This window comes from Streptacidiphilus jiangxiensis, from assembly GCF_900109465.1.
In the GTDB taxonomy this organism is placed as follows: domain Bacteria; phylum Actinomycetota; class Actinomycetes; order Streptomycetales; family Streptomycetaceae; genus Streptacidiphilus; species Streptacidiphilus jiangxiensis.
In genome coordinates, this window is record NZ_FOAZ01000011.1 from 61,772 (window position 1) to 88,089 (window position 26,318).

Genomic DNA, 26,318 nt, shown 5'->3' on the forward strand with positions numbered 1-26,318 from the left:
TCACCGGTCTTCCGCTCCCTGCCGCCGTGCCTTCGGTGCCGTGTGCCGTGTTCTGTGCCTCGGCAGGAGGTCAGTCCTGCCAGGCCTCGATCGGGTTGCCGAGCCAGCGGGTGTCCGCAGGCACCGACTCGCCGCCCATGACGAGCGAGGCGGGACCGAGGGTGGTCCGGGCGCCGACCCGGCTGCCGGGGAGCACGATGCCACCCGGACCCAGGGTGGCCCCTTGATCGAGGATCACAGTATCCATGCGCATGATCCGGTCGTGGAAGAGATGGGTCTGCAACACGCATCCGCGGTTGACGCTGACCCCGTCGCCGAGGGTGACCAGATCCGACTCCGGCAGCCAGTAGCTCTCGCACCACACGCCCCGGCCCACGTGCACGCCGAGCGAGCGCAGCCAGGCGTTCATGAGGGGCGTGCCCGTCGTCCGGCCGACCAGCCACGGCACGGCCAGCACCTCGACGAAGGTGTCCGCCAGCTCGTTGCGCCACACGAAGCCGCTCCACAGCGGGTGGTCCACGGCCTTGAAGCGGCCGACCAGCAGCCACTTGGCCGCCACGGCCACCGCGCCGGCCAGCAGGCCCGCGCCGAGCAGGGCGACGCCCGCGAGCACGAGGGCGTCCGCCTGCCACAGCACGCACAGCACGGCGCCGGTCAGTACCGCGAGCGCGGCCGAGCAGAAGACCGGGACGAGCCGGCACAGCTCGACCAGGCCGCGCGCCCACAGCAGCCGGGCGGGCGGGTCGTAGGTGAGGCCCTCGTCGGACTTCGCCGCGGCACGCGGCAGGCGGACCGGGGGCAGGCCGAGGTAGGACGAGCCCTTCTTGGCCTTCTTCGGCGTCGCCGACAGCACGCCGACCAGGCCGCCGTCGGGGACGGAGCGGCCGGCGCCGGTCATGCCGGAGTTGCCGAGGAAGGCGCGGCGGCCGATCTCGGCCTTGCCGATGCGCAGCCAGCCGCCGCCCAGCTCGTACGGGGCGGTCAGGGTGTCGTCGGCCAGGAAGGCGTCCTCGCCGACGGTGGTCAGGCTGGGCAGCGCGAGGACCGTGGAGATTTCAGCGCCGCGGCCGACCTTCATGCCGAGCAGCCGCAGCCAGACGGGGGTGACCAGGCCCGCGTAGAGCGGGAAGAGCACGTCGCGGGCGGCGTCCATGAGCTGGCTGACCGTCCACGCCTGCCAGCCGACGCGGCTGTGCACGGGGTGGTGGCCGGTGCGCAGGCCGATGCTGAGCAGCCGGACGCCGGCCAGCACCAGCAGCGCGTAGGCCGCGCCGTAGGCGAGCGCCGCCGGGACGACGGCGACCAGCGCACCGCGCAGCGCGGCGGCGCCGCCGTCCGTCGGGGCGACGAACTGCGCCGCGACCAGTGCCGCGGGCAGGGCTGCGAGGAAGGGCAGCAGGGTCAGGAAGGCGCCGCTGGCACCGTAGGCGGCGGACCAGCGCAGGTGACGGGCCGGGCGCCGCTTGGGCCAGGCGTGGTCGGCCTTGCCGAGCTTCTCCGCGGGCACACCGCCCCAGCGCTGACCGGTCGGGATCTGACCGGTGACGCCGGAGCCGGGCACGACCTCGGCCCGCTTGCCGACGCGGGCGCCGGGGAAGAGCACGGTGCGGGTGCCGACGACGGCCTGCGAGCCGACCTTGATCGCGCCGACCTCCAGCCGGTCCCCGTCCAGCCACCAGCCGGACAGGTCCACCTCGGACTCGACCGCGCAGCCACGGCCCAGCTTCAGCAGGCCGGTGACCGGCGGCAACGAGTGCAGGTCCACGTCCTCGGCGATGCGGGCGCCGAGCGCGCGGCCGTAGCGGATCAGCCAGGAGCCGGACAGCTCGGACGCACCGCTGAACTCCGCCAGGCGCTCCGCCGTCCACAGCCGCAGGTGGGCGGAGCCGCCGCGCGGGTAGGTGCCGGGGGCCAGACCGCGCAGCACCAGTCGGGCGCCACCCGCGGCGATCGCGATGCGTCCGGGCGGGGTGAACAGCAGCGCGGCGGCGGAGCCGACCAGCCACCACGAGGCTGTCGGTGCCCAGGTGTACGGTCCGAACCAGTGCAGGACGTTGCCGAGGGCGAGCAGAGCCGTCGCCCAACGCAGTCCGACAAGAGTGAGGAGCGGCACCAGCAGCGCCAGTTGGATCGCCTGTGCGCGGCGCGGTGTCGGGGCGATGTCACGCTGCTCGCCGCCGCCGCGCGCCGAGCGGTCCAGCAGCTTGGCCTGCTTGCGCAGCGTGGGGTAGGCGTAGACGTCGAGGACGGCCACGGAGGGGTAGCGCTCGCGCAGCAGCGTGGCCAGGCGGGCGGCGGCCAGGCTGCCGCCGCCGATCGCGAAGAAGTCGTCCTGGTGGCTCATGACGGTCACGCCGAGGATCTCGGTCCACCGTTCGGCCAACCACGCCTCGGTGCCCTCGAAACGCTCGGCGGGCTCGTCCTGCCCGGAGTCGGGCAACGGCCAGGGCAGCGCGTTGCGGTCGACCTTGCCGGAGGTGCGCGTCGGCAGGTCGTCCACGACGGCCAGGACGGGGACGAGCGCGGCCGGCAGCTCCTTGCGCAGCCGCTCGATCGCCTCGGTGCGGTTCCATTCGGCGGTGGTGACGACGTAGCCGACGAGCAACTGGTTGCCGCCGCGCGCGGTGCGGACGGCGGCGGCGGCGCCGGCGACGCCGGGCAGGGCCTGCAGTGCGGCGTCGACCTCGCCCAGCTCGATGCGCCGGCCGCCGAGCTTGACCTGCTCGTCGGCGCGACCGAGGAAGACCAGGCCCTCCGCGTCGGCGCGGACCAGGTCGCCGCTGCGGTACGCCCGCTCCCAGCCGAGGGAGGCGAGCGGCGCGTACTTCTCGGCGTCCTTGGCCGGGTCGAGGTAGCGGGCCAGGCCCAGTCCGCCGATGACGAGCTGGCCGGAGCCGCCGATCGCGACGGGCTGCTCCTGGTCGTCGACGACGGCCAGCTCCCAGCCCTGCAACGGCAGGCCGATGCGCACGGGCTGCTCGGCCTCCATCAGGGCGGCGCAGGCGACGACGGTGGCCTCGGTCGGGCCGTAGGTGTTCCACACCTCGCGGCCCTCGGTGACCAGGCGCGCGACCAGCTCGGGCGGGCAGGCCTCGCCGCCGAAGATCAGCAGCCGGACCTCGATCAGCGCCTCGGCAGGCCACAGCGAGGCGAGCGTCGGCACGGTGGAGACGACGGTGATCTCCTGGTCCACCAGCCATGGACCGAGGTCCGCGCCGCTGCGCACCTGTGAGCGCGGGACGGGGACGAGGCAGGCGCCGTGGCGCCAGGCCAGCCACATCTCCTCGCAGGAGGCGTCGAACGCGACGGAGAGCCCGGCCATCACCCGGTCGCCCGGCCCGATCGGCTCGTCCTGCAGGAACAGCGCGGCCTCGGCGTCGACGAACGCGGCGGCGCTGCGGTGGCTGACGGCCACGCCCTTGGGCTTGCCGGTCGAGCCGGAGGTGAAGATGATCCACGCGTCGTGGTCCGGCGTCGGGCGGACGGAATCCAGGCCCGCCCGCACGTCGTCCTGCGGCCGATGCACGGTCAGTTCGTGGTTCGCGCCCAGGACCGCGCGGACCTCGGCCTCACCGAAGACCAGCGCGGCGCGCTCGTCCGGGTCCTCGAAGTCGACCGGCACGTAGGCGGCTCCGGCGGCGAGCACGGCCAGGACGCCGACGTAGAGGTCGTTGGTGCCGGAGGGGACGCGGACGCCGATCCGGTCGCCGGGCCGCACACCCGCCGCGACGAGCCGCTTGCGCTGTGTCTCCACAGCGGCGGCGAGCGCCCGGTAGCTCAGTTGGGTGTGCCCGTCGTCCAGCGCGGGTTCGTTCGGGTGAGCTCGGACGGTGGCGTCGAGGACGTCGACGAGGGTGCGTGGCGGCGCCCCCGAACCCGCGCTGAACAGCGCCAACGGTGTGGTGCTGGCAGGCTGGGTGGTCATGGCGATCGTCATCGGCCCTCGTCCCTTGTTGACAAGGGGGTCAAGTTTACCGAACGAAGGTCCCGAAACCGGGCAAGTGTGACCCGTGCCCGCTTCCGGGACCCCGGTGGCTCAAGGGACGATCAGTCCCACAGGGCGTCGATCGCCTTCAGGATCCGCTGCTCGGAGATCGAGTACGGGGTCCCCAGCGGCTGCGCCCACAGGCTCACCCGCAGCTCCTCGATCATCCAGCGGATCTGCAGCACACCCTCCTCGTCGCGCCGCTCCGGCGGCAGCTCCTCCAGCAGCTCGGCATAGGCGTCCTGCATCCGCAGGACGGCGCTGGTGCGGTCCCGGTCGCGGACCGGGTCCTCGGTCAGCTTCACCAGCCGACGTTCGACCGCCTTGAGATAGCGCAGCAGGTCCGGCAGGCGGCGCAGGCCCGTCTCGGCGACGAAGCCGGGGTGGATCAGCTCCTTCAGCTGCGCCCGGACGTCCGTCAGGCCGGTCAGCAGCGCGAGGCTGTTGCCGATGCCCTTGAGCCGCTCCTGCACCCGGTGGTGCACGGCCAGGATGTTCGCGGTCTTCACCACCGCGTCCGCCGTGGCCTCGTTCAGCTCGCCGCGCACGTGGTCGCGGAGCTTGGCGTAGTCCTCGCCGTCCCAGGCGGGGCCGCCCGCGTCGGCGATCAGCTTGTCCGCCGCCGCCGTCAGGCAGTCGGCGAACAGCGCCTCGGTGCTGCCGTGCGGGTTGGCGGCCAGCGCCAGCTTGGCGCCGTTGCCCAGCCGTGCCTGGATCGAGTTGATCGGCGAGTTGACCCCCAGCAGGATCAGCCGTCGCGTGCCCGCCGCCATCGCGTTGCGCTGCTCGTGCGGGGTGTCCAACAACTGCACGGAGACCGAGTCGCCGTCGTCGACCAGAGCCGGGTAGCCCTTGACCGTGGCGTTGCCGCGCTTGGTCTCGAAGGTGTGCGGCAGCTCGCCGATCGTCCACTTGGTCAGGCCGCGCTTCTCCAGACCGCCTGCGGCCTTGGCGATGGCCTGCTGGGTGCGGGACTTCAGTTCCAGCTTGAGCCGGTCCAGGTCCTTGGCCTCGGCCAGTTTGCGGCCGCGCTCGTCCTCGACCCGGAAGGTGATCCGCAGGTGGTCCGGGACCGCGTCCAGGTTCCAGCTGTCGCGCGGCACGGGCAGCCCGCGCAGGCGGTGCAGCTCCCACTCCAGGATCTCCACCAGCGGCTTCTGCTCCGCTTCGTCCAGGTGGGCGTCGAGCGCCTGGATCAGGCGCCGGGCGTAGTCGGGGGCGGGCACGAAGTTGCGGCGCAGCGCCTTGGGGAGCGACCGGATCAGGGCCGTGACCAGTTCCTCGCGCAGGCCCGGGATCTGCCAGTCGAAGCCGGCCGGCTTGACCTGGTTGAGCAGCGTGAGCGGGATGTGGACGGTGACGCCGTCCTGCTCGGTGCCCGGCTCGAACTGGTAGGTGAGCGGCAGCTCCAGCTCGCCCTGGTGCCACACCGACGGGTAGTCCCGCTCGGTGACGGCCTCCGCGCTGTCGTTGACCAGCAGCTCGGGCGTGAACGTCAGCAGGTCCGGCTTGGCCCGGTGCGCCTTCTTCCACCAGCTGTCGAAGTGGGCCCCCGAGACGACCTCCTGGCCGACGCGCTGGTCGTAGAAGTCGAACAGGGTCTCCTCGTCGACGAGGATGTCGCGGCGCCGGGCCCGGTTCTCCAGCTCCTCGACCTCGTCGAGCAGCTTGCGGTTGTCGTGGAAGAACCGGTGGTGGGTGCGCCAGTCGCCCTCGACGAGCGCGCGGCGGATGAACAGCTCGCGTGAAAGCTCCGGGTCGATGCTGCCGTAGCCGACCTTGCGGCCCGCGACGAGGGTGAGCCCGTAGAGGGTGACCCGCTCGAAGGCGACAACCTGGCCGCGGTCCTTCTCCCAGTGCGGCTCGCTGTAGTTGCGCTTGATCAGGTGCGCGGCGAGGTCCTCGATCCACTGCGGCTCGACCTTGGCGGCGATCCGCGCCCAGAGGCGGGAGGTCTCGACGAGCTCGGCCGCCATCACCCAGGCGGGGGTCTTCTTGAACAGGGCGGAGCCCGGGAAGACGGCGAACTTGGCGCCGCGGGCGCCGAAGTACTCCTGCTTCTCGGCGTCCTTGGAGCCCACGTGGGAGAGCAGGCCGGAGAGGAGGGAGCGGTGGACGGCGTCCCCGTCGACCTCCTCGGGCATGTGTGCCGCGCCGAGGTCCACGTCGAGGGACTTGGCCACCTGGCGCAGCTGCGCGTCGATGTCCTGCCACTCGCGGATGCGCAGGTAGTTGAGGAACTCGGCCTTGCACATCCGCCGGAACTGGCTGCTGCTGAGCGCCTTCTGCTGCTGTTTCAGATAGCGCCAGAGGTCCAGGTAGGTGAGGAAGTCCGAGGTCGGGTCGGTGAATCGGGCGTGCAGCTGGTCCGCGTGGGTGCGCTTCTCGACGGGCCGCTCGCGCGGGTCCTGGATGGAGAGTGCCGCCGCGATCACCATGACCTCGCGGATCACGCCGTTCTTCTCCGCCTCCAGCACCATGCGCGCCAGGCGCGGGTCGACCGGGAGCTGGGCCAGCTTGCGGCCTATGGGCGTCAGCCGCATGGCCTTGCCCTGCTGGGCGGCGGCGTCGCTCTCCAGGGCGTGCAGCTCCTGGAGCAGGTCGACGCCGTCCTTGATGTTGCGGCGGTCCGGCGGCTCGATGAACGGGAACGCCGAGATGTCGCCCAGGCCCGCCGCCGTCATCTGCAGGATGACGGAGGCCAGGTTGGTGCGCAGGATCTCCGGGTCGGTGAACTCCGGGCGGGAGAGGAAGTCCTCCTCGGAGTAGAGCCGGATGCAGATGCCGTCGCTGGTGCGGCCGCAGCGGCCCTTGCGCTGGTTGGCGCTGGCCTGCGAGACCGCCTCGATCGGCAGCCGCTGCACCTTGGTGCGGTGGCTGTAGCGGGAGATGCGGGCCGTGCCCGGGTCGATCACGTAGCGGATGCCCGGGACGGTGAGGGAGGTCTCCGCGACGTTGGTGGCCAGCACGATCCGGCGGCCGGTGTGCGCCTGGAAGACGCGGTGCTGCTCGGCGGAGGAGAGCCGGGCGTAGAGCGGGACGACCTCGGTGTTGCGGAGCTTGGCCTTCTCCAGTGCCTCGGCGGTGTCGCGGATCTCCCGCTCGCCGGAGAGGAAGACGAGGATGTCGCCCTGGCCCTCGAAGCCCAGCTCGTCGACGGCCTCGACGATCGCCTGGACCTGGTCGCGGTCCCGGTCGATTCCGCTGTTGCCGTCGTTCTCGTCGTCGTCCGCGTCGACGCTGTCGTCGATGATCGGGCGGTAGCGGACCTCGACCGGATAGGTGCGGCCGGAGACCTCGATGATCGGGGCTTCCTTGCCGGTGCGCGGGTCCGCGAAGTGGCGGGCGAAGCGCTCCGGGTCGATGGTCGCCGAGGTGATGATCACCTTGAGGTCCGGGCGCTTCGGCAGCAGCTGCTTGAGATAGCCCAGGATGAAGTCGATGTTGAGGCTGCGCTCGTGCGCCTCGTCGATGATCAGGGTGTCGTACTGGCGCAGCATCCGGTCGTTCTGGATCTCGGCCAGCAGGATGCCGTCCGTCATCACCTTGATCGCGGTGTGCTCGCCCACCTGGTCGGTGAAGCGGACCTTCCAGCCGACGGTCTCGCCGATCTCGGTGCGCAGCTCCTCGGCGACGCGTTCGGCGACGGTGCGGGCGGCGATGCGGCGTGGCTGCGTGTGCCCGATGAGGCCGCGGACGCCACGGCCCAGCTCCAGGCACATCTTGGGGATCTGGGTCGTCTTACCGGAGCCCGTCTCACCCGCGATGATCACCACCTGGTGGTCGCGGATGGCCTCCAGGATGTCCTCCCGGCGGCCGCTGACCGGCAGCTCCTCCGGGTAGGCCGGGGTCGGCACGGACTCCCGCCGGCTCTCCAGCCGCAGCTCCGCGGCGTCGACCTCGGCGGTGATGGACGCGAGGACGCGCTCGCGCTTCTCGGGCTCGCGTACCTTCCGCAGGCCTTCGAGTCTGCGCCCGAGCCGTTCCTCGTCGCGGAGCGACAAGCCCGTCAGGCGGGTGACCAGTGCGCCGAGCTCCCCGCTCGGCGCGGGCGCGGCGGCCTGCGCGGACCCACGAGTGGGCCGACGGCGGGGGCGGGGGGAGGCGGTGTTCTGCTGCTGGGTTCCCATTGCACGGACAAGCGTACGCAAGGCGGTACGGCGGTTGTCGACCAGTTATCCGTGGAGCGGGTCAAAACGGCTCGGCTCGGCGGATCGGGTCGGCGGATCGGTTGACGGATCGGTCGACGGACCGGGGCGAGGGCTGGGCTCGGAGACCGGCTCGGCGGACCGGGTGACGCCGGGTCTACGCCGTCCGTCGGAAGTGCACCATGCCGTCCGCGGGCGGGACGGGGACGCGGGTGAACCCCGCGCGGATCAGGACCGCCTGGGAGGCCTCGTTCGCCGGTGCGGTGCGGGCCGTCACGGCACGCACCTCCGGATCCTCCAGCGCCAGCGCGGCCAGTGCGGTGACCGCCTCGGTCGCGTACCCCGCGCCCCGCGCGGCGGGCGCGAGCTCGTAGCCGAGCTCGACCTCGCCGGTCACGGTGGGGGGCCCGTGGAACCCGATCCCGCCGAGCGCGCGGTCGTCGCCACTGCGGACGATCACGTACATCCCCCACGGCGGGACGTACCACCCGACCTCCGCCGCGCGAGCCGCGATGCCCGCCAACTCCCACACTCCGGCACCGGGCGCCTCGGGGACCCAGTCGAACCCACTGGGATCGAACGGCGGAGGTGCGAGACAGAGCCGCAGGCGAGGGGTGGTGAGGAGCACTCCGTGACTATGTCACTTTTTGCGCGCGGACTCCGTGGCAGCTGCCTGCGCCCCGGCGGCCCCCGGCGGCTGCCCCGGGAGGCTGCCCGTGGAGGTGGTGCCGCCGAAGGCGCTGCGACCGACCGTCAGCGCAGCTTGAGCAGGAGCTTGCCCGTGCTGGTGCGGCTCTCCAGCAGGGTCTGGGCCTCGCCCGCCCGCTCCAACGGGAACTCGCCGGTCACCGGGATCGTGATCCCGGCCCGCTCCGCCTCGCGGAACGCGGTCTCGGTGAGGACCCGCAGGCGCGCGGGATCGGTGGCCGCCAGGCCGAGGATGCTGAAGCCGGAGACGGAGAGCCCGCGCACGGCCAGATCGGCCATGCCGATGCTCCACGCGTCCGCATCGCTCGCGTTCCCGAAGCAGATCGCGCGGCCGAAGCGGGCCAGCGCAGCGACGCTGCGGCGCCAGCTCTCGCCGCCGACGGGGTCGAGCGCGAGGTCGACCCCGCGGCCGTCCGTCGCACGCAGCGCCTGCTCGTCGAAGTCCTCGCCGACGAGGATCTCGTCGTAGCCGAACTCCTTCGCATACGCGGCCTTCTCGGGGCGCGAGACGACGCCGAGGACGCGGCCCGCCCCGGCGGCGCGGGCGAGCTGGCCGGTGACGGTGCCGACACCGCCGGCCGCACCCTGGATCAGCACGGTGTCGCCCTCACGCACGCGTCCCACGTCGTGGAGCATGCCGTAACCCGTCGCCAGGACGGTGCCGAGGGCGGCGGCGTCGCGCAGGTCGAGGGCCTCCGGGACGGCGAAGGTGGTGGCGGCGCGGGCGACGACGGTCTCGGCGTAGCCCTTGCCGTTCAGCATGGCGAAGACGTGCTGGCCGACGCTCAGGCCGGTGACGCCCTCGCCGAGGGCGCGGACCGTGCCGGAGACCTCCAGGCCCGGGTGGAAGGGAAAGGCGTCGACCCGGTAGCCGACCGAGCGTGCCTTGGCGTCGGCGAAGTTGACGCCGGCCCAGCTCACCTCGATCGCGACCTCGCCGGGACCTGGCTGCGGCTCGGGCAGGTCGACGACCTGAAGCACCTCGGGACCACCCAGTTCCTCGAACGTGACAGCACGCATGACGTTCTCCCCCTGCGGAGTTAGAGTGTTCGGCGAACGTCGAACACCTTGGTGGTCCGAGTGTACGACTTTCGTCGAACACTTCAAGGGGATTCGGAAAGAGGTCATCAGATGGCCGGACACCGCAGCGCGCCGCAGCACCGCGACCCGAAGGACGTGCCTGTCGAGACGGTCTTCGCCGCGCTCGCCGAACCGGTACGGCTGGAGATCGTGCGTCAGCTGTGGGCAAGCGAGGACTGGGCGCGCGCCTGCGGCTCGTTCGACGTCGCGGTCGGCAAGGCCGGACTGAGTCACCACTTCGGCGTGCTGCGCGACGCGGGGCTCGTCGAGCAGCGCGACGAGGGTGCGCGCCGGGTGAACCGCCTCCGACGCGAGGAGGTCGAGGCCGCGTTCCCGGGCTTGTGGGAGCTGGTCAACCGGCGCCGGTAGGCCTCCCGCCGGATCGCGGCCCCCGGGCGGTTCTCGGGCGGCGGACCCTCGGGGCGGTTCCCGGGCAGCGGACCCTCGGGCAGGGGGCGCGGGCGCGCTGCTCGGGCTTGGGCCTCCGAGTCGCCCCGAGCTGCTCCGAACTGAGCTGGGCCGCTCCGAGCCGCCCCGAGCCGCTCCGAACCGGGCTGGGCTGCTCCGACCTGGGCTGGGCCGCTCCGAGCCGCTCCGAACTGAGCTGAGCTGCTCCGAGCCGAGCTGGGCTGCTCCGACCTGGGCTGGGCCGCTCCGAGCCGCTCCGAACTGAGCTGGGCCGCTCCGAACCGGGCTGGGCCGCTCCGAACCGGGCTGGGCCGCTCCGAGCCGAGCTGGGCCGCTCCGACCCGCTGGGGGGCGTGACGCCCGCAGGAGTCAGAACTCCGTGCCCTCCTCGTCGCCGAGGTCGGCTTCGGTCGGCTCGCCGCCCTTCGCGTCGGCGTAGCGGTCGACGATGTGGGTGTCCATCGGGAAGTGGACCGGCGTGTCGCCGAAGACCAGCCGACGGGCCTCCTCCGCCGAGGCGGTGACGGTGGCGGCGACCGCCTCCGCCAGGGGGGCGGGGCTGTGCACCACGATCTCGTCGTGCTGGAAGAAGACCAGGCGCGGCCGCTCACCGGCGGGGCCGGGCGGGAGCTCGGCCAGTCGGCGGCGCAGGGCGGCGATCAGGGCCAGGGCCCAGTCCGCCGCGCTGGCCTGGATGACGAAGTTGCGCGTGAAGCGGCCGCGGGAGCGCGCCGCCGAGCCGGCGCGGCCGCCGCCCTCCTCCGCCAGCGCGTCCACGTCGCCGCCGTAGGCCGCCGCCGTCGCGTCCTGCCAGGCGGCGGACGGCGGCGGGCAGACCCGGCCGAGGCGGGAGCGGACCGTGCCGCCTGCCTCGCCCGTCCGTGCGGCGGACTCCACCAGGCCCATCGCCTGCGGGAACCGCCGCCGCAGGACGGCCAGGAGCGGCCCGACCTCGCCGCTGGTCTGTCCGTACATCGCGCCGAGCAGGCCGAGTTTGGCCCGTGCCCGGTCCCCGCCGAAGGCGTCCGCGGCCAGCCGGGCGTACAGGTCGCCCGCCGCGCCGGCCCGGATCAGGCCCGGATCGCCGGACAGGGCGGCCAGGACCCGCGGCTCCAGCTGGCCGGCGTCGGCGACGACCAGGCGCCAGCCCGGATCGGCGACGACCGCGCCGCGCAGGATGCGCGGGATCTGCAGCGCGCCGCCGCCGCGGCTCGCCCAGCGGCCGGAGACGACGCCGCCCACCACGTACTCCGGCCGGAAACGGCCGCCGCGCACCCAGGCGTCGCGCCAGGCCCAGCCGTGGGCCGCATAGATGCGGGAGAGCTCCTTGTAGCGCAACAGCAGCGGCGCGGCCGGGTGGTCGATCTGGCGCAGCAGCCAGTTCTTGGTCGAGGGCAGGTTGACGCCCTGTTTGGCGAAGGCCTGCAGCACCTGGCCGGGGGAGTCGGGGTTCAGTTGGCGGGCGTGCAGGGCCTCCTGGAGCTCCACGCCCAGCGCCGCCAGTTTGGGCGGGCGCGCGCCGCTGGCCGCCTGGGCGGCCGTCGGGCGGGGGCCGAGCAGCTCCTCCAACAGGGCGTCGTGCACCGCCGTGCTCCAGGGCAGCCCGTCGTACGCCATCTCCGCGGCCACCAGCCCGCCCGCGGACTCCGCCGCGACGAGCAGCCGCATCCCGTGCCGGTCCGCCTCGGGCACGGCCGCGAGGCGGCGCAGCTGCGCGGCGTGGACGGCGACGAGTGCCGCCAGCGGATCGACACCCGGTTCGAGCCGGCTTCGGTCCGGGGCGAAGAGGGCGTCCTGCGCGTCGGCCTCGGCGCCGGCCAGCCCCAGTGGCAGATCCTCCGGCACCGGCAGGCCGTGCAGGCGCGCCCAGGCGGCGCCCAGCGAGCGGGGCTCTCCGTAGAGCCCCTCCTGGGCGAGGAGCAGGGGTTCGACGAGCTTCACGTCGTGGCAGCGGGCCAGGCGACTCTCGGGCAGTCGCGGCAGCAGTCGCGGGTAGACCTCGTCGGTGGCCGACCAGACCCAGCGCGGGTGCTCCGACCTCTCGCGGGCGGCCATCGTCCCGGCGAGATCCGCGACCCGCTGGGCCGGCCCGGCCGGCTCCCCGCGCTCGTCCAGCGGCTGGAGCCGTCCGCCCGGACCGTCCTGGTCCGCGTCGACCGCGATCCGCAGCTCCGCCACCGTTCGTCGTCCCCGTCGTCTCGTGCGTTTCTTCCTCGGCCTTCGCTGCGAACGTAGCACCGAGCAGTGACAAACAGCGGCACTCGCCCGACTCGCTCAACCGGGTCACTAATCGGACAAAAGGGTCATCTCTTGCTTATTGTTCGATCAAGAGACGAACCAGAGAGGGGTCGTGCCGGTGCACTGGCTCACCGACCACATCTTCAAGCCCTATCCAGAGCTGTTGATCTTCCTCACCGTGGCCATCGGCTTCCTCATCGGCAAGCTGCACTACAAGGCCATCGGACTGGGTGCGGTGACGGGCTGTCTCATCGCCGGTCTGTTCACCGGTTGGGCGACCGGGGTCTCGATCAACGGCACGGTCAAGTCCGTGTTCTTCATCATGTTCCTCTTCGCCCTCGGCTACAAAGTCGGCCCGCAGTTCTTCCGGGGGCTCAAGAAGGACGGCCTGCCGCAGGTGGGCGTGACCGTCGTGGTCTGCCTCACCGGCCTCGGCGTCTGCTACGGCTTCGCCCAGATGCTCGGCTACGGCCCCGGCCTCGGTGCGGGCCTGCTCGGCGGCGCGCTGACGCAGTCCGCCGTCATCGGGGTCGCGCAGGACGCCATCGGCGGCCTGCACGGCATGACCCACGACCAGATCACCGCCGAACAGAACCTGGTGCCCATCGGTTACGCCGTCACCTATCCGCTCGGCACCATCCTCTGCGCGATCCTGCTGGCCAACATCGCCCCGCGCCTCCTCAAGAGCGACCTGAAGAAGGACTCCGCACAACTGGCCAAGGAGCTCGACGCGCCCGCCTCCAACCCCGACCTCGGCGAGGGGTACTACGAGGTGGTGCTGCGGGCCTACAGCGTCGACGGGACGCCCATCTCCGGCATGACCATCGACGCGTTCGAGGCGCAGCAGAAGGAGCTGGGCCGTCGGGTGTACGTCACCCGGGTCCGCCGCGAGGGCAGGATCCTCGCGCACTCGCAGCAGACCGTGATCGAGCACGGCGACACCGTCGCCGTCAGCGCCCTGCGGCACGACCTCGTCGACCTGCGGCCCGTGCAGACCATCGGCGCCGAGACCGACGACGTGGAGCTGCTCGGCTACCAGACCGAGAGTCTGCACGTCGTCGCCTCGGAGAAGGCGCAGCTCGGCAAGACCGTGGCGGAGCTTCGGGCCGAGCCGTTCATGGTCGGCGTCTACATCGACAAGATCTACCGTGCGGGCTCCGAGTTCCCGTACCGTCTCTCCACGCAGATCGAGCGCGGTGACACCGTGGTCCTGACCGGCCCCAAGCGGCTGGTCGACCCGGCCGGCGCGGCCATCGGCAAGCCGGTGCCCACCAGCTTCGCCACCGACATGGTCTGGGTGGGCCTCGGCATCTTCCTCGGCGGCTGCATCGGCATCCCCTCGCTGACCGCGGGCGGCGTCCCGATCAGCCTCTCCACCTCCGGTGGCGCGCTGATCATGGGCCTGGTTTTCGGCTGGATCCGCGGCAAGTACCCGACCTACGGCAACGTCCCGCCGGGCGCGCAGTGGTTCATGGACACGCTGGGCCTGTGCCTCTTCATCGCCGTCGTCGGCATCAACGCCGGGCCCGGCTTCACCAGCGGGCTGAGCCAGGCCGGGTGGGGCCTGCTGGTCTGGGGCGCCGTCGCCACCGTGGTCCCGCTGATCGTGGGCCTCCTGGTCGGCCACTACGTCTTCAAGATCAGAACACCGATCCTGATGGGCGTCGTCGCCGGGGCACAGACCACGACGGCCGCCATCGGCGCGATCAACGAGGCCGCCGACTCCCAGGTGCCGACGCTCGGCTACACCATCCCCTACGCGGTGGGCAACGTGCTGCTGACCATCTGGGGCGCCGTCATCGTCGCGCTCCTCGCCTGACTGCGATCCTCCGTCCCTCCTCTCCGTTCCTCTTCCCGCTCCGAGCTGGAAAGTCCCGAAAGGCACGTCATGGCCAAGCCGTCCGTGAGCCGCGAGGAGATGCAGCGGCTCTCCTCGCTCAGCCCCTTCGAGCTGAAGGGAGCCTTCATCGCCCTGGCCGAGAAGTACGCGGAGGGGCAGAAGGGGAAGTCCACCGCACACATGCTCAACGCCGGCCGCGGCAACCCGAACTGGATCGCCACGACCCCGCGCGAGGCCTTCTACGCCCTCGGCTACTACGCGCTGACGGAGAGCCGCCGGGTGTGGACCGCGGACAACCTCGGCGGCATGCCCGAGCGTGAGGGCATCAGCGGCCGCTTCGACGCGTGGGTCCGCAGCCACCCCGAGCTGCCCGGCGTCGAGATGCTGAAGGACTGCGTCGACCTCGCCGTCCAGCGCTTCGGGTTCGACCGCGACGCCTGGCTGCACGAGCTGACCGACTCCGTCATCGGCGACAACTACCCCGTGCCGGACCGCATCCTCACCCACACCGAGCAGGTGATCCGCGGCTACCTGCACGACGAGCTGATGCAGGGCAAGCCGCCGGCCGGCAACCAGCTCGACCTCTTCGCGACCGAGGGCGGCACCGCCGCCATGTGCTACATCTTCGACTCGCTGATGAAGAACGGACTCCTGCACAAGGGCGACAAGATCGCCCTGATGACGCCGGTGTTCACCCCCTACATCGAGATCCCCGAGCTCGAGGACTACGAGTTCGACGTCGTCACCGTCTCGGCCAACAAGTTCGCCGAGACCGGCGTGCGCGAGTGGCGCTACCCGACGGAAGAGGTCGCCAAGCTGGAGGACCCGGCGGTCAAGCTGCTCTGCCTGGTCAACCCGAGCAACCCGCCCTCGCTGGCGCTCTCGCAGCGGGTGGCCGACCAGATCAAGCAGATCGTCGCGACGAAGAACCCCAACCTGATCGTCGTCACCGACGACGTCTACGCGACCTTCGTCAACGGCTTCCGCACCATCGCCACCGACCTGCCGCGCAACACCCTCCTCGTCTACTCCTACTCCAAGCACTACGGCGCGACCGGCCACCGCCTGGGAGTGATCGGCCTGCACCGGGACAACGTGATCGACGACGCGATCGCGGCCCTCGGTCCGGACGAGAAGGCGCGGCTCGACAAGCGCTACGGCACGCTGACGCTGGAGCCGGAGAAGATCCGGTTCATCGACCGGCTCGTCGCCGACTCGCGGCAGGTGGCGCTCAACCACACCGCGGGCCTGAGCCTGCCGCAGCAGGTGCAGATGGTGCTCTTCTCCCTCTTCGACCTGCTGCCCGAGGGTCAGGACTACAAGGACAAGCTGCAGGAGATCGTCCGTCGCCGCCTCGACCTGCTCCTCGAAGGCTCCGACATGAAGATCGCCGAGGACAGCGCCCGGGCCGGCTACTACATCGAGCTCGACCTGCTGGCCGAGGCCGAGCGCGTCGGCGGGCAGTCCTTCGCCGACTACCTCCGGTCGAACTACGTTCCGACGGAGCCGCTCTTCCGGCTGGCCGAGCAGACGGGCGTGGTGCTGCTCAACGGCGGCGGGTTCGACGGGCCGGAGTGGTCGGTGCGCGTCTCGCTCGCCAACCTCGACGACCTGGACTACCTGAAGATCGGCCACCATCTGAAGGAGATCTTCGCCGACTACCGCCGGGAGTGGGAGCAGTCCAAGTAGCAGAAGTGCTCCGAGGTGCGGGTGCGGGCGGTCGCGCGAGCGGCCGCCCACACCCGTCGGTCCGTCAGGTGTGCCGGAGCGGCATGAACAGGTACCGGTAGTCCTCGCTGCCACGTGCGGTGAGGACGGCCGGGCGGGTCGGCGTCGTGAAGTGCAGCTCCGCCTCGTCGGCGGAGAGCGCCGACAGGCCGTCCACCAGGTAGCCGGCGTTGGCGGCGAGCATGATCGGCTCGGCCTCCGCGGGGAAGGACGCGTCCAGAGTCTGCCGCCCACGCGCCTCGCCGCCCGCACCCGCGTCCACGGTGACCCGACCCGCGGCGAAGGCCAACCGGACCGGCCGGTGCCGGTCCGTGACGAGCGCGATCCGCTTCACCGCGTCCAGCAGCGGCTGACGTTCGATCACGACGCTGCCCGCGTAGGCGCTCGGGAAGATGGAGCGGTAGGTGATGAAATCCGCCCCCAGCAGCCGCGTCGTCGCCTCCCGTCCGCCGGCCGCGAATCCGATCAGCCCGCTGTTGGCCGCGGTGTCGTCCGTGGCGGCCGCGACGGTGATCCGCTCGCCCTTGGTGAGGGAACGCGCGATCTCGTGCAGGCTGCGGGCCGGAACCAGGGCGACGACCGGCTCCTCGGTCAGCGGCGCCGCCGCGTCGGGCTCCCAGGCGATGTCGCGGACCGCGAGGCGGTAGCGGTCAGTGGCCACCAGCCGGACCGCCCCTGCGGTGAACTCCAGCCGTATGCCGGTGAGGAACGGCAGCGACTCGTCCCGCCCCGCCACGACGGCGACCTGCGCCACCGCCTCCGCGAACTGCGCGCCGTCCACGGAACCCAGCACCGGCGGCAGCGCGGGCAGCCGCGGGTAGTCCTCCACGGGCACGAGCGGGAGCTCGAACTGCGCGGGGCCGCAACGCAGCGTCAGATCCGCGCCGATGGTGGCGAGCTCGACGTCGTGGCCACCGCCGGGCAGGGCCCGGGACAGGTCCGCGAGCAGTCGACCCGGCACCAGGGCCGCCCCCGGCTCGGAGATCTCCGCGGCGACCCGGAAGCGGGCGGAGACCTCGTAGTCGAACCCGGCCACGGCGAGCATGCCGTCGCCCGTGCCGCCGCTCATGCCGTCCTGATCGGCCGTCAGCAGCAACCCCGCGAGAGCGGGCACCGTCGACCGGGCGGGGAGCGCGTGCGCGGCCCAGGAGACGGCCTCGGCGAGGGCTTCGCGGGGGAGTCGCAGTTTCACGTGGATGCCGGCCTTCGTGCGAGGGAGGACGCGAGCTCTCCTGCTCGCATCCCTGTTCTCGCATCCTGCACCCCGGCACTGACATCGCCGGCCGGGCCGTGGGAGCGCACGCCGGCGCGGCACAGCGCCGCGCGGGGGCGGGGCCCGTCAGGGGCGGGTCGGTGTGACGCTCAGGCCGAGACCGGGCGTGCTGCGGCGGACGGCGACCGCGCCGCGCGGGGCGGTCAGGCGCAGCCACGCCGGGTGGCGGTGGAGGGCGACCTGCGGCGACTGCCGCAGCAGGCCGGTGAGGTGGGCCGCGTGGAGGGCGCGCACCGTCAGGCCGGAGGGGTGGACCCGGCGCGACCAGATCGCCTCCGCGAGTGCGTCGCCGCCCTGCACGTCACCGCTCCGGGCAGCCTCGGCCGCGGTGCGGAACTCGCCGATCGCGGCGGCGACGGCCGCCGCCAGTGGGGCCGTCGGCAGGTCCTCGACGTGCTCCCAGCCCGAGCGCGGCGGAAGCAGCCCGGCCCAGGACGGACCGGTGACGGACGGCGGGAGTGCGACCGCCGTGTCGACGCCCGAAGCGTCTGCGACGGAGTCGGTGCCGGAATCGTGGGCGGCGCGGTCCAGCTCCTCCAGCCACTGGCCGGCGGAGACGGTCACGTCCAGCGCGTACGGCCGGGCCAGCAGCGCGGTGCGGACCACCAGCGGCCCGGACTGGCCCAGCGGGATGCGGGCGAAGACGGCCAGTGTCGTCCCGGCCGTCTGCAGTCGCACGGCCGCCGCGCGGTCGTAGCGCAGCAGCCGTTCCAGGAAGTCGGCGAGCGGTGCGGCCTCCTGCGGTGCGGCGAGCCGCAGCGGTTCGACGGCGGTGCTCATGCCGCGACCGTGCTCGGTTCCAGGTACTCGGCGAGGAACGCGCGCTCGCCCTCGGACAGCCGACGCGGGCGGGCGGCGGCCAGGTCGTACGGCACGCATACGGTCTTGGCCCGGGCGTAGACCTTGTCCCTGCCGTCGGGGCCGGCGCCGACGTCCTTGACCTCGTAGGTGACGGTGAAGGACGCGCGACCCAGCTTCGTGATCCAGGTCTCGATGATGATCGGCTCCGGCCGGTACACCAGCGGGATCAGGTAGTCGATCTCGTGACGGGCCACGACCGAGCCCTCGGCCATCGCCTTCTCGCCGACCTCGCCGGCCGTGGTGAAGGTGAAGTCGATCCGGGCCTCCTCCAGGTAGCGGAGGAAGTTCACATTGTTGACGTGCCCGAAGACGTCCATGTCGGACCAGCGCATCGGGCAGGCGTATATGTGGCGGGCCACGGGATCTCCGTCGGTAGGTACTGCCCGGGGAGCGGGGCGAGGACGGCCCCGCTCCCCGGTTCCCGCGTGGTGCGGGTGTGCCGGATGCTGCTCGCTCAGTCGCGGGTCAGCTTCTTGTAGGTGGCGCGGTGCGGACGGGCCGCGTCGGCACCCAGACGCTCGATCTTGTTCTTCTCGTAGGACTCGAAGTTGCCCTCGAACCAGAACCACTTCGAGTTGCCCTCGTAGGCCAGGATGTGGGTGGCCACTCGGTCCAGGAACCAGCGGTCGTGGGAGATGACCACGGCGCAGCCCGGGAACTCCAGGAGCGCGTTCTCCAGCGAGCTCAGGGTCTCGACGTCGAGGTCGTTGGTGGGCTCGTCGAGGAGGAGCAGGTTGCCGCCCTCCTTGAGGGTCAGCGCCAGGTTCAGGCGGTTGCGCTCACCACCGGAGAGGATGCCGGCGGCCTTCTGCTGGTCCGGGCCCTTGAAGCCGAACGCCGAGACGTAGGCGCGGGACGGCATCTCGACCTGACCGACCTGGATCCAGTCCAGACCGTCGGAGACGACCTCCCACAGCGTCTTGTTCGGGTCGATGTTGGCGCGGCTCTGGTCGACGTAGGAGACCTTGACCGTCTCGCCGACCTTGACGTTGCCGGAGTCCGTGGGCTCGAGGCCCAGCATCATCTTGAAGAGCGTGGTCTTGCCGGCGCCGTTCGGGCCGATGACGCCGACGATGCCGTTGCGCGGCAGCGTGAAGCTCAGGTCGTCGACCAGGACCTTGTCACCGAAGGCCTTCGCCAGGTGCTCGGCCTCGATGACGATGGAGCCCAGACGCGGGCCCGGCGGGATCTGGATCTCCTCGAAGTCCAGCTTCCGCATCTTGTCGGCCTCGGCCGCCATCTCCTCGTAGCGAGCGAGACGGGCCTTGGACTTGGCCTGGCGACCCTTGGCGTTGGAGCGGACCCACTCCAGCTCGTCCTTGAGGCGCTTGGCGCGCTTCGCGTCCTTCTGGCCCTCGATCTTGAGGCGGGACTGCTTGGTCTCCAGGTACGTGGAGTAGTTGCCCTCGTAGGGGTAGGCGCGACCGCGGTCGAGCTCCAGGATCCACTGGGCGACGTTGTCGAGGAAGTACCGGTCGTGGGTGACCGCGACGACGGTGCCGGCGTACTTCTCCAGGTGCTGCTCCAGCCACTGGACCGACTCGGCGTCCAGGTGGTTGGTGGGCTCGTCGAGCAGCAGCAGGTCGGGCGCCTCCAGCAGCAGCTTGCAGAGCGCGACGCGGCGCTTCTCACCACCGGAGAGGTTGCTGACCGCCCAGTCGCCGGGCGGGCAGCCGAGGGCGTCCATGGCCTGCTCGAGCTGGGCGTCGAGGTCCCAGGCGTTGGCGTGGTCCAGGTCCTCCTGGAGCTTGCCCATCTCGTCGAGCAGTGCGTCGGAGTAGTCCGTCGCCATCAGCTCGGCGATCTCGTTGAAGCGGTCCAGCTTCTTCTTGATCTCGGCGACACCGTCCTGGACGTTCTCCAGGACCGTCTTGCTCTCGTCGAGCGGGGGCTCCTGCAGCAGCATGCCGACCGTGTAGCCGGGGGAGAGGAACGCGTCACCGTTGGACGGCTGCTCCAGCCCGGCCATGATCTTCAGGACCGTCGACTTACCAGCGCCGTTGGGCCCCACGACGCCGATCTTCGCTCCAGGCAGGAAGCTGAGCGTCACGTCGTCAAGGATGACCTTGTCGCCGTGCGCCTTTCGCGTCTTGCGCATGGTGTAGATGTACTCAGCCAAGATGAACCGTCCGGCGTCGTTGTTGGGGTGTGGCTACAGCCTTCCATTGTGCCGCACCGACGGAGACCGCCCGAACGCCCGTTGTTCCCGGGCCGAGCTGCCCGAGCCGAGCTCCCTACGCCGAGTCGGACTGCGGGCCACTCCCGAGGGCGAGGCCCTCGGCAGTGGCGCCGGCCTGGCCGGCCTCCCCGGACCCCTCCCTGGCTGGACGGGCCGCCGCCAGCGCGAGCACCCGACCGGGGCCGGCGGCCTCTCCTACGCCCTCACCGGCGTTCCGCTCGGCGCGGGCCGCGGCGCGGCGCTGCTCGGCGATCCGGCCCCGCTCGGCCGTGGAGGCCACCAGCTCCGGCCGACCGCGCAGCGTCTTGCGGAAGACCGTCGTGCCGCGCGCGAGGTCGTGCCCCAGGGCCGTGGCCTCGATCTCGGCCGAGACTCCCTTGCCCTGACCCTCGGGCCGCTCCCACTCGCGCACCCGCATCCGGCCGGTGACCAGGAGCGGATCCCCGCAGCCGATCGACGTCAGCGCGTTCTCGGCCAGGCTGCGCCAAGCCCATACTGTGAAGTAGCTGGTGTCGCCCTCCACCCAGACCTGCCGCGGGCGATCGAAACGCCGCTCCGTCGCCGCCAGACGGAAGTGCGCCACCGGCACCCCGCCGACTGTCGTCGCATACCGAACCTGGCTCACCGCGACCCCGACGAGCGTGACCAACGTGCCGTTCATCATCGTGCAGCCCCCACTGGTCGTCCTCCGGCCCCGCCGGGGCCGCCTGCGACCACACTGCCGTGCTGCGCCGTCACCCGCGCCCGGTCGCGTCCCGTCTGTGGACAACCTGGGCCTGTGGACAACCTCGCCACCCTTATGGGTGCACTTTCACCGGACCCCCACACACTTCGCCCGGCCGTGCGACTCCATAACGGCTGAGGGGCAGCGCAGTAACGAGTGAACAACAGCAGCGGTCCATTGTTCCGCGACCGCTGCGCCCGCCCCACCCCACCTGCGATTATCAGACCGCCTCGCGGCGGGATTCGCCCGAACGACCCTGCCGCACGCACCCGACGCCGAGCCCGGCGCTGCTTATCCTGTCCCACGACAGGATCCGGCCGCCCGCCAGGCTCCGCGCCTAGCAAGCCCCCGTAGCTCAGTGGATAGAGCAGGTGCCTTCTAAGCACTTGGCCGCAGGTTCGAGTCCTGCCGGGGGCGCTCTACTGGAACCTCTGACTCCTCAGGTCTACTGCGGTGTCTCCGCAGGTCAGAGGCTTGAAGTTGTATGGCGTGTACATTACCAGGCCCCTGCTGTGTGCAACAGGGGCAGTCCGGTTGAGTCCGAGCGCGACGCCGCCCGCAGTGTCCCCGAGGTCTGATGATCCGGCTGCTTTCGGCTCCAGGACGCACCCGATCGGGTCGGCGCGCGCGGCGAGTGACTCCACGGGCCTGCGGACGGCCGACATCCGGCGTAGCGTGATCACTGAGATTCGCTGTCCGCGGTACCGCTTCACTCTTGCTGCTGTTCGAGGACGCGACCCATCCAGGGTCGGCAGCATGCCGACCCCCGTCCCGAACGGGAGAACGTTATGGCTCAGGGCACCGTGAAGTGGTTCAACGCCGAGAAGGGCTTCGGCTTCATCGAGCAGGACGGCGGCGGTCCGGACGTGTTCGCGCACTTCCGCCAGATCACCGGCAACGGCTTCAAGGAGCTGCACGAGGGTGAGCGGGTGACCTTCGACGTCGAGCAGGGCCAGAAGGGTCCGCAGGCCACGAACATCGTCCGCGGCTGACACCAGCGGCACAACGCAAGGCCCCGGCCGCCCATGTGGGCGCCCGGGGCCGATGCGTGTTCCGGGTCGGCAGCAGGCGGCGGTGTCACCCGTATTGGGGTGCGCCACGGCCGGAACGACCGGCCGCGGGGCGCCGCTCGCGGAGGCGGCGGCTGCGAGTCCCACCGTCAGGCCGATGCCGAGAAGGCTGCCGATGACGGTCGCGCCGATGTGGTTGCCCAGGTGATCCCCCGATCGGTGAACGTCGGCAGCGTGATGCTGCCGATCTTGGGGGGCGGTACGTCGGGCCTGGCGGATCGCACCAGATCAAGATCGCGTCATGGCTGATTCCGGACCGCCACGCGGTCCCCGTCTGGCGTTCGGAGGGTTCGGGCGGGATCAGATCCCACCCCGGGAGACCGTCGGGCCGTATTTCTCGGGCTCTCTCCACAGGATCCATGCCACGCGGTCCGCCGGCAGCGACACCCTTCGGGGGGCCCTGTCTCCGCCGAGGTGCATGCCGACCCATCCGTGCTCGAGTTCAACCGGAAGATCCATCTCGCCCTCGAAGGTCTCGCCGTCGATCTGGACTCGCCCGGTGAAGCAGATGCGCGCTTCCCGATACATCCCACGACCCCGATTCCGCTGATGATCACTCCTGTGTTCCAGCGTGCGCCCGACATCCGCTCCGCGCACACCGAGAGCCCGGGAGGGTGCGACGGGGCCAGGGAGGGCGCGAGAGGGTCCGAGCGGGCCCGGGAGGGCTCGTCCGAGCGCGCCCCGGTCTCTTGTCGACGACGGAACGGGCTGCTAATTTGAACGTTCATATGAACGTTCAAAGATACCTTGCGCAGTTCCAGGAGCCCGCTGGGTACCTGGACTTCGGGCGGTTCGGGCCGATCTCCGCGGTGGCCGCCGAGGCGCTCGGCGACGCCGTCGGGTTGATGGCGGGCCACGGGTGGGACGCGTTGGAGGCGCTCGACGCGGCGACGGTGCGGGCCGCGCGGAGCGCGGGGAGGTTGCTCGGGGCGCGCGAGGAGGAGGTCGCGTTCGTCGGGTCCACGTCGCACGGGATGTTCGCGGCGGCGTTCGCCCTCGTCGGACCGCAGGGGGGCGGTGCGCGGCGGGGGAGCGTGCTGGTCGGGCGGCGGGACTTCCCGGCGGCCGTCTACCCGTGGCTGCGCGCCGAGGAGCATGGGGGTTTGACGGTTCGTCTCCTGGACGGACCGGCCACGGTCGACGCGGTGCGGGAGCGCCTGGATCCGGATGTGCGCGCGGTCTGCGTGTGTGCGGTGGACGGGGTGACCGGGTTCCGGGCGCCGCTGGCGGAGCTCAAGGAGCTGATCGGTCCGGATCGGGTGCTGGTGGTGGACGCCGTGCAGGCGCTGGGCGCCGTGCCGGTGGAGGCGGAGGCGGCCGACGTGCTGGCCTGTGGTGGCCAGAAGTGGCTGCGCGCCGGTTGGGGGGCCGCGCTGCTGCTCGTCCGGGAGCGGGTCCGGGAGCGCTTGCGGCCGGGGCTCGGTGGATGGGCGGGGGTGGTCGACCCGCTGGGCGGGTTCGACCACCCCCGCCCATCCCTCCCGGGGGCGCGGGCGCACACCCTGACGAATCCCGACGGGCCTGCCGTCGCAGCGCTCGGGGCCGGACTGCGGCTGGTGCAGGAGGTCGGGGTCGAGCGGATCAACGCGTTGATCGAGGAGGTCCTCGGTGAGCTCGGCGAGACCGCACGCGCGCTCGGCCTGCGGTGGGACCGGGGCCGGATCGGTGACGGTCCCGGCAGCGGGTTCGCCCGGATCGCGATGCCGGGCGTGGACCCGGCCGCCCTGCACGTGGCACTCGGTGACGTCGGTCTGACCACCACCCTGCGCGGCGAGTGGATCCGGCTGTCGCCGCACGCGTCGTCGACCACCCGCTCGCCGGACGCGGCGGCGCGGTTGCGCGCGGCGGTCCTGGCGATCGGTCAGCGGTCGACCCGGACACCGCTGCGGACCGGCTGAGCCGGCCGGCGGGGACCGGGCGGGGGAGCAGGTCACGGGACCGGATGGGTTCCGCAGCCGCGCCAGACAGCCTCTGTCGCATTGCCCGGAGGCAGGGGCTGTCCGGCGTGCTGCGGAACCGTTCTCCTGTCGCTTCACCCGTCGCTTCACCCGTCCGAGCGCCCGTCGCAGCCGCCGCGCCGGACGTTGTCGGTGGCGCGGTGTAAGCCGGACAACACACAGAGCACACGGAACGTCAGAACGTCGGAACGTCAGAACGCGCACCAGAGGAGGACACGAACGATGACGACCGCTCAGGACGTGTGGGAGCCGTACGCCGCCACCGCGGGGGCCGGGGGCGTGCTGCCGCGGCTCGTCTTCGCGGGCGGGCTGACGCTGCTGGTCACCGGTGAGGCACGGATCGAGGAGCTCGGCGCGCAGGTGGTCGAGGTGGAGGTGCGGTCGTCGGAGCCGGCACCCGTCGCCGACGCCGACGGCCGGGGGGCCGTGCGGATCGAGTGGCGGGTGCCCTGCGTCGACGCGGTGGCCTACTGGACGCCCGGCGCCGCCGACGGGGCGGGCTGGCTGCCCGCCGCGTGGTCCGCGCCCCGCCGGGTGTCCGTGGCGAGCGACGCGCCCGTCGGAGCCCTGGTCGGCACCGGGGACGTGGGCATCTGCACCTTTGCCACCCGCCCGGCGGGCGGCGCGGCCGAGGTGCTGATCGGCGCGGGAGTCGTCGAGGAGACCGGCGAGTTCCGCGTCTGGATGCAGGCGCCGGACGTTCTGACGGTCCGGATCGACACCTCGCGCCGGCACTTCGCCGACTGCCTCGCCGAGGTCGCCGAGTGGTGGGCGGCGGGCGAGCAGGTCCGGCCCGTGCGCGTGCCCGACGCGGCGCGGCGGCCCGCGTACTCGACCTGGTACTCCATGCACCAGCAGGTGACGCCTGAGGCGGTGGAGCGTCAGGCCGCGCTCGGCAAGGAGTTGGGCCTGGACACGATCATCGTGGACGACGGGTGGATGACGGGCGACCGCGGGCGCGGCTACGGCCACTGCGGCGACTGGGAGCCTGTCTCGCTGCCGGACACGGCCGCGCACGTCGCGCGGGTGCACGCGCTCGGAGTGCGCTACCTGCTCTGGTACGCGCTGCCGTTCGTCGGGCGCGCGAGCTCGGTGTGGGACGAGTTCCAGCCCTACGCACTGGCCCGCCTCGACGCGTTGGACGCCATCGTGGTCGACCCGCGCTACCAGGCCGTCCGTGCGCATCTGGCGGACCGTCTGGCGCGGGCGGTCGAGGAGTGGCACATGGACGGATTGAAGATCGACTTCATCGACCGCTTCCATGTCGCGGAGCCGCCGCCAGTCGGGCCGGGGGCCGACTGCGCGAGCGTCGGGGAGGGGGTGGAGCGGTTGCTCGCGGAGATCCGCCGCCGGATCGACGCGGTCGCGCCGCACGCCATGGTGGAGACCCGCCAGCCGTATGTCTCGCCGGGTCTGTGGCCCTACGCGACGATGATCCGCGCGGTGGACTGCCCCCTCGGGCCGGGCGAGAACCGGCGGCACACGATCGACACCCGGCTGGTCGCCGGTCCGCTCGCGGTCCACGCGGACATGCTGATGTGGCATCCGGGCGAGCCCGTCGAGCAGATCGCCTGCCACCTGATCAACGTGCTCTTCGCGGTGCCGCAGATCTCCGTCGACCTGGCCCTGCTGTCCGAGGAGCAGCGCGAGGTGCTGGCGTTCTGGCTCGGTGTGTTCCGCGACCGCGCCGAGCTGTTGCAGCGAGGTGCGCTGCGTCCGTCCCGCCCCGATCTCGGCTACCCGCTGGTCCGGGCGGAGAGCCACGCGGGTACGTCCGTCGCCGTCGCCCGTTACGCCGCACTGCCGGTCGACGCCGGGGGCGCGTGGCGGGAGCTGCTGATAGCCAACGCCGACGCTGATCCGTGCGTGGTGCTGCGGGGCGGGGCCGGCCGCGCGAGCGCGGTCGTCCGGGACGCGCGCGGGCGGGTTGTGGCCCGGGAGCTGTTCGAGCTGGACGCGGCAGCGGGTGCGGGCGCGCCCGTCTGCGTGACCGTCCCGCGCGGAGGGCTCGCTACGCTGACCAGGGAGTGACGGGGCCGACGTGGCGCACGCGCCCAGGTGCCCAGGTGGGCACGCGCAGGCACGGACACGCACGCGCACGCACGGACACGTACGGGC

Annotated in this window: 16 protein-coding genes and 1 tRNA gene; 7 read left to right on the forward strand and 10 right to left on the reverse strand. The window is 72.0% G+C overall.

Features of this window, described 5'->3' with window-relative positions; all coding sequences use genetic code 11:
• Positions 1-70: 70 nt before the first annotated feature.
• The 4 genes from BMY61_RS21445 to BMY61_RS21460 all read right to left on the reverse strand — a co-directional run bounded on the left by BMY61_RS21445 (position 71) and on the right by BMY61_RS21460 (position 9,861).
• Positions 71-3,937 carry a Pls/PosA family non-ribosomal peptide synthetase gene (locus tag BMY61_RS21445; protein ID WP_042449007.1) on the reverse strand — a complete coding sequence of 1,289 codons (3,867 nt, stop codon included), beginning with the start codon at positions 3,935-3,937 and terminating at the stop codon, positions 71-73.
• 110 nt (positions 3,938-4,047) lie between these two features.
• Positions 4,048-8,115, reverse strand: coding sequence for an ATP-dependent RNA helicase HrpA (gene hrpA / locus BMY61_RS21450; protein WP_082015083.1), 4,068 nt, complete (start codon positions 8,113-8,115; stop codon positions 4,048-4,050).
• Positions 8,116-8,290: 175 nt separating this feature from the next.
• Complete coding sequence (locus BMY61_RS21455; RefSeq protein ID WP_042449009.1) at positions 8,291-8,761, reverse strand: GNAT family N-acetyltransferase; 471 nt, start codon at positions 8,759-8,761, stop codon at positions 8,291-8,293.
• A 125-nt stretch (positions 8,762-8,886) separates the two neighbouring features.
• Positions 8,887-9,861, reverse strand: coding sequence for a quinone oxidoreductase family protein (locus BMY61_RS21460; protein ID WP_042449011.1), 975 nt, complete (start codon positions 9,859-9,861; stop codon positions 8,887-8,889).
• Positions 9,862-9,972: 111 nt separating this feature from the next.
• Between BMY61_RS21460 and BMY61_RS21465 the strand changes: the two genes are divergently transcribed.
• Positions 9,973-10,290 carry an ArsR/SmtB family transcription factor gene (locus tag BMY61_RS21465; RefSeq protein ID WP_042449014.1) on the forward strand — a complete coding sequence of 106 codons (318 nt, stop codon included), beginning with the start codon at positions 9,973-9,975 and terminating at the stop codon, positions 10,288-10,290.
• Between the two features lie 408 nt (positions 10,291-10,698).
• Here BMY61_RS21465 and BMY61_RS21470 read toward each other — a convergent pair whose 3' ends face one another.
• Entirely contained in the window at positions 10,699-12,507 is a 1,809-nt protein-coding gene (locus tag BMY61_RS21470) for a bifunctional 3'-5' exonuclease/DNA polymerase (protein ID WP_425314697.1), read from the reverse strand.
• Between the two features lie 178 nt (positions 12,508-12,685).
• Here BMY61_RS21470 and aspT point away from each other — a divergent pair, with 178 nt between their 5' ends.
• Both aspT and BMY61_RS21480 read left to right on the forward strand, forming a co-directional pair.
• Positions 12,686-14,386, forward strand: a complete 1,701-nt coding sequence (gene aspT / locus BMY61_RS21475) for an aspartate-alanine antiporter (protein ID WP_042449344.1) — start codon at positions 12,686-12,688, stop codon at positions 14,384-14,386.
• Positions 14,387-14,455: 69 nt separating this feature from the next.
• Positions 14,456-16,096 carry a bifunctional aspartate transaminase/aspartate 4-decarboxylase gene (locus tag BMY61_RS21480; protein WP_042449018.1) on the forward strand — a complete coding sequence of 547 codons (1,641 nt, stop codon included), beginning with the start codon at positions 14,456-14,458 and terminating at the stop codon, positions 16,094-16,096.
• A gap of 64 nt (positions 16,097-16,160) precedes the next feature.
• Here the strand turns inward: BMY61_RS21480 and dnaN are convergent, their stop codons facing one another.
• From dnaN to BMY61_RS47125, 5 genes are all read right to left on the reverse strand, one after another.
• Positions 16,161-17,327 (reverse strand): DNA polymerase III subunit beta, encoded by a 1,167-nt coding sequence (dnaN, locus tag BMY61_RS21485; RefSeq protein ID WP_042449020.1) that lies wholly within the window; start codon positions 17,325-17,327, stop codon positions 16,161-16,163.
• Positions 17,328-17,474: 147 nt separating this feature from the next.
• Positions 17,475-18,188 (reverse strand): DUF8185 domain-containing protein, encoded by a 714-nt coding sequence (locus tag BMY61_RS21490; RefSeq protein WP_042449023.1) that lies wholly within the window; start codon positions 18,186-18,188, stop codon positions 17,475-17,477.
• Positions 18,185-18,628, reverse strand: coding sequence for an acyl-CoA thioesterase (locus BMY61_RS21495; RefSeq protein ID WP_042449026.1), 444 nt, complete (start codon positions 18,626-18,628; stop codon positions 18,185-18,187). Before BMY61_RS21495 ends, BMY61_RS21490 begins: the two co-directional genes overlap by 4 nt.
• Before the next feature lie 95 nt (positions 18,629-18,723).
• Positions 18,724-20,388, reverse strand: coding sequence for an energy-dependent translational throttle protein EttA (gene ettA / locus BMY61_RS21500; protein ID WP_042449029.1), 1,665 nt, complete (start codon positions 20,386-20,388; stop codon positions 18,724-18,726).
• 115 nt (positions 20,389-20,503) lie between these two features.
• On the reverse strand, positions 20,504-21,073 hold the full coding sequence (locus BMY61_RS47125; protein ID WP_236656053.1) for a single-stranded DNA-binding protein: 570 nt from the start codon (positions 21,071-21,073) through the stop codon (positions 20,504-20,506).
• Between the two features lie 443 nt (positions 21,074-21,516).
• Between BMY61_RS47125 and BMY61_RS21510 the strand changes: the two genes are divergently transcribed.
• From BMY61_RS21510 to BMY61_RS21530, 4 genes are all read left to right on the forward strand, one after another.
• Positions 21,517-21,589, forward strand: a tRNA-Arg gene (locus BMY61_RS21510).
• A gap of 371 nt (positions 21,590-21,960) precedes the next feature.
• Positions 21,961-22,164 (forward strand): cold-shock protein, encoded by a 204-nt coding sequence (locus BMY61_RS21515; protein WP_042449032.1) that lies wholly within the window; start codon positions 21,961-21,963, stop codon positions 22,162-22,164.
• Positions 22,165-22,970: 806 nt separating this feature from the next.
• A complete protein-coding gene (locus BMY61_RS21525) occupies positions 22,971-24,140 on the forward strand; it encodes an aminotransferase class V-fold PLP-dependent enzyme (protein WP_042449038.1) in 1,170 nt (389 codons plus the stop codon).
• 282 nt (positions 24,141-24,422) lie between these two features.
• Positions 24,423-26,231 carry a glycoside hydrolase family 36 protein gene (locus BMY61_RS21530; protein ID WP_042449349.1) on the forward strand — a complete coding sequence of 603 codons (1,809 nt, stop codon included), beginning with the start codon at positions 24,423-24,425 and terminating at the stop codon, positions 26,229-26,231.
• The last annotated feature ends 87 nt before the right edge of the window (positions 26,232-26,318 follow it).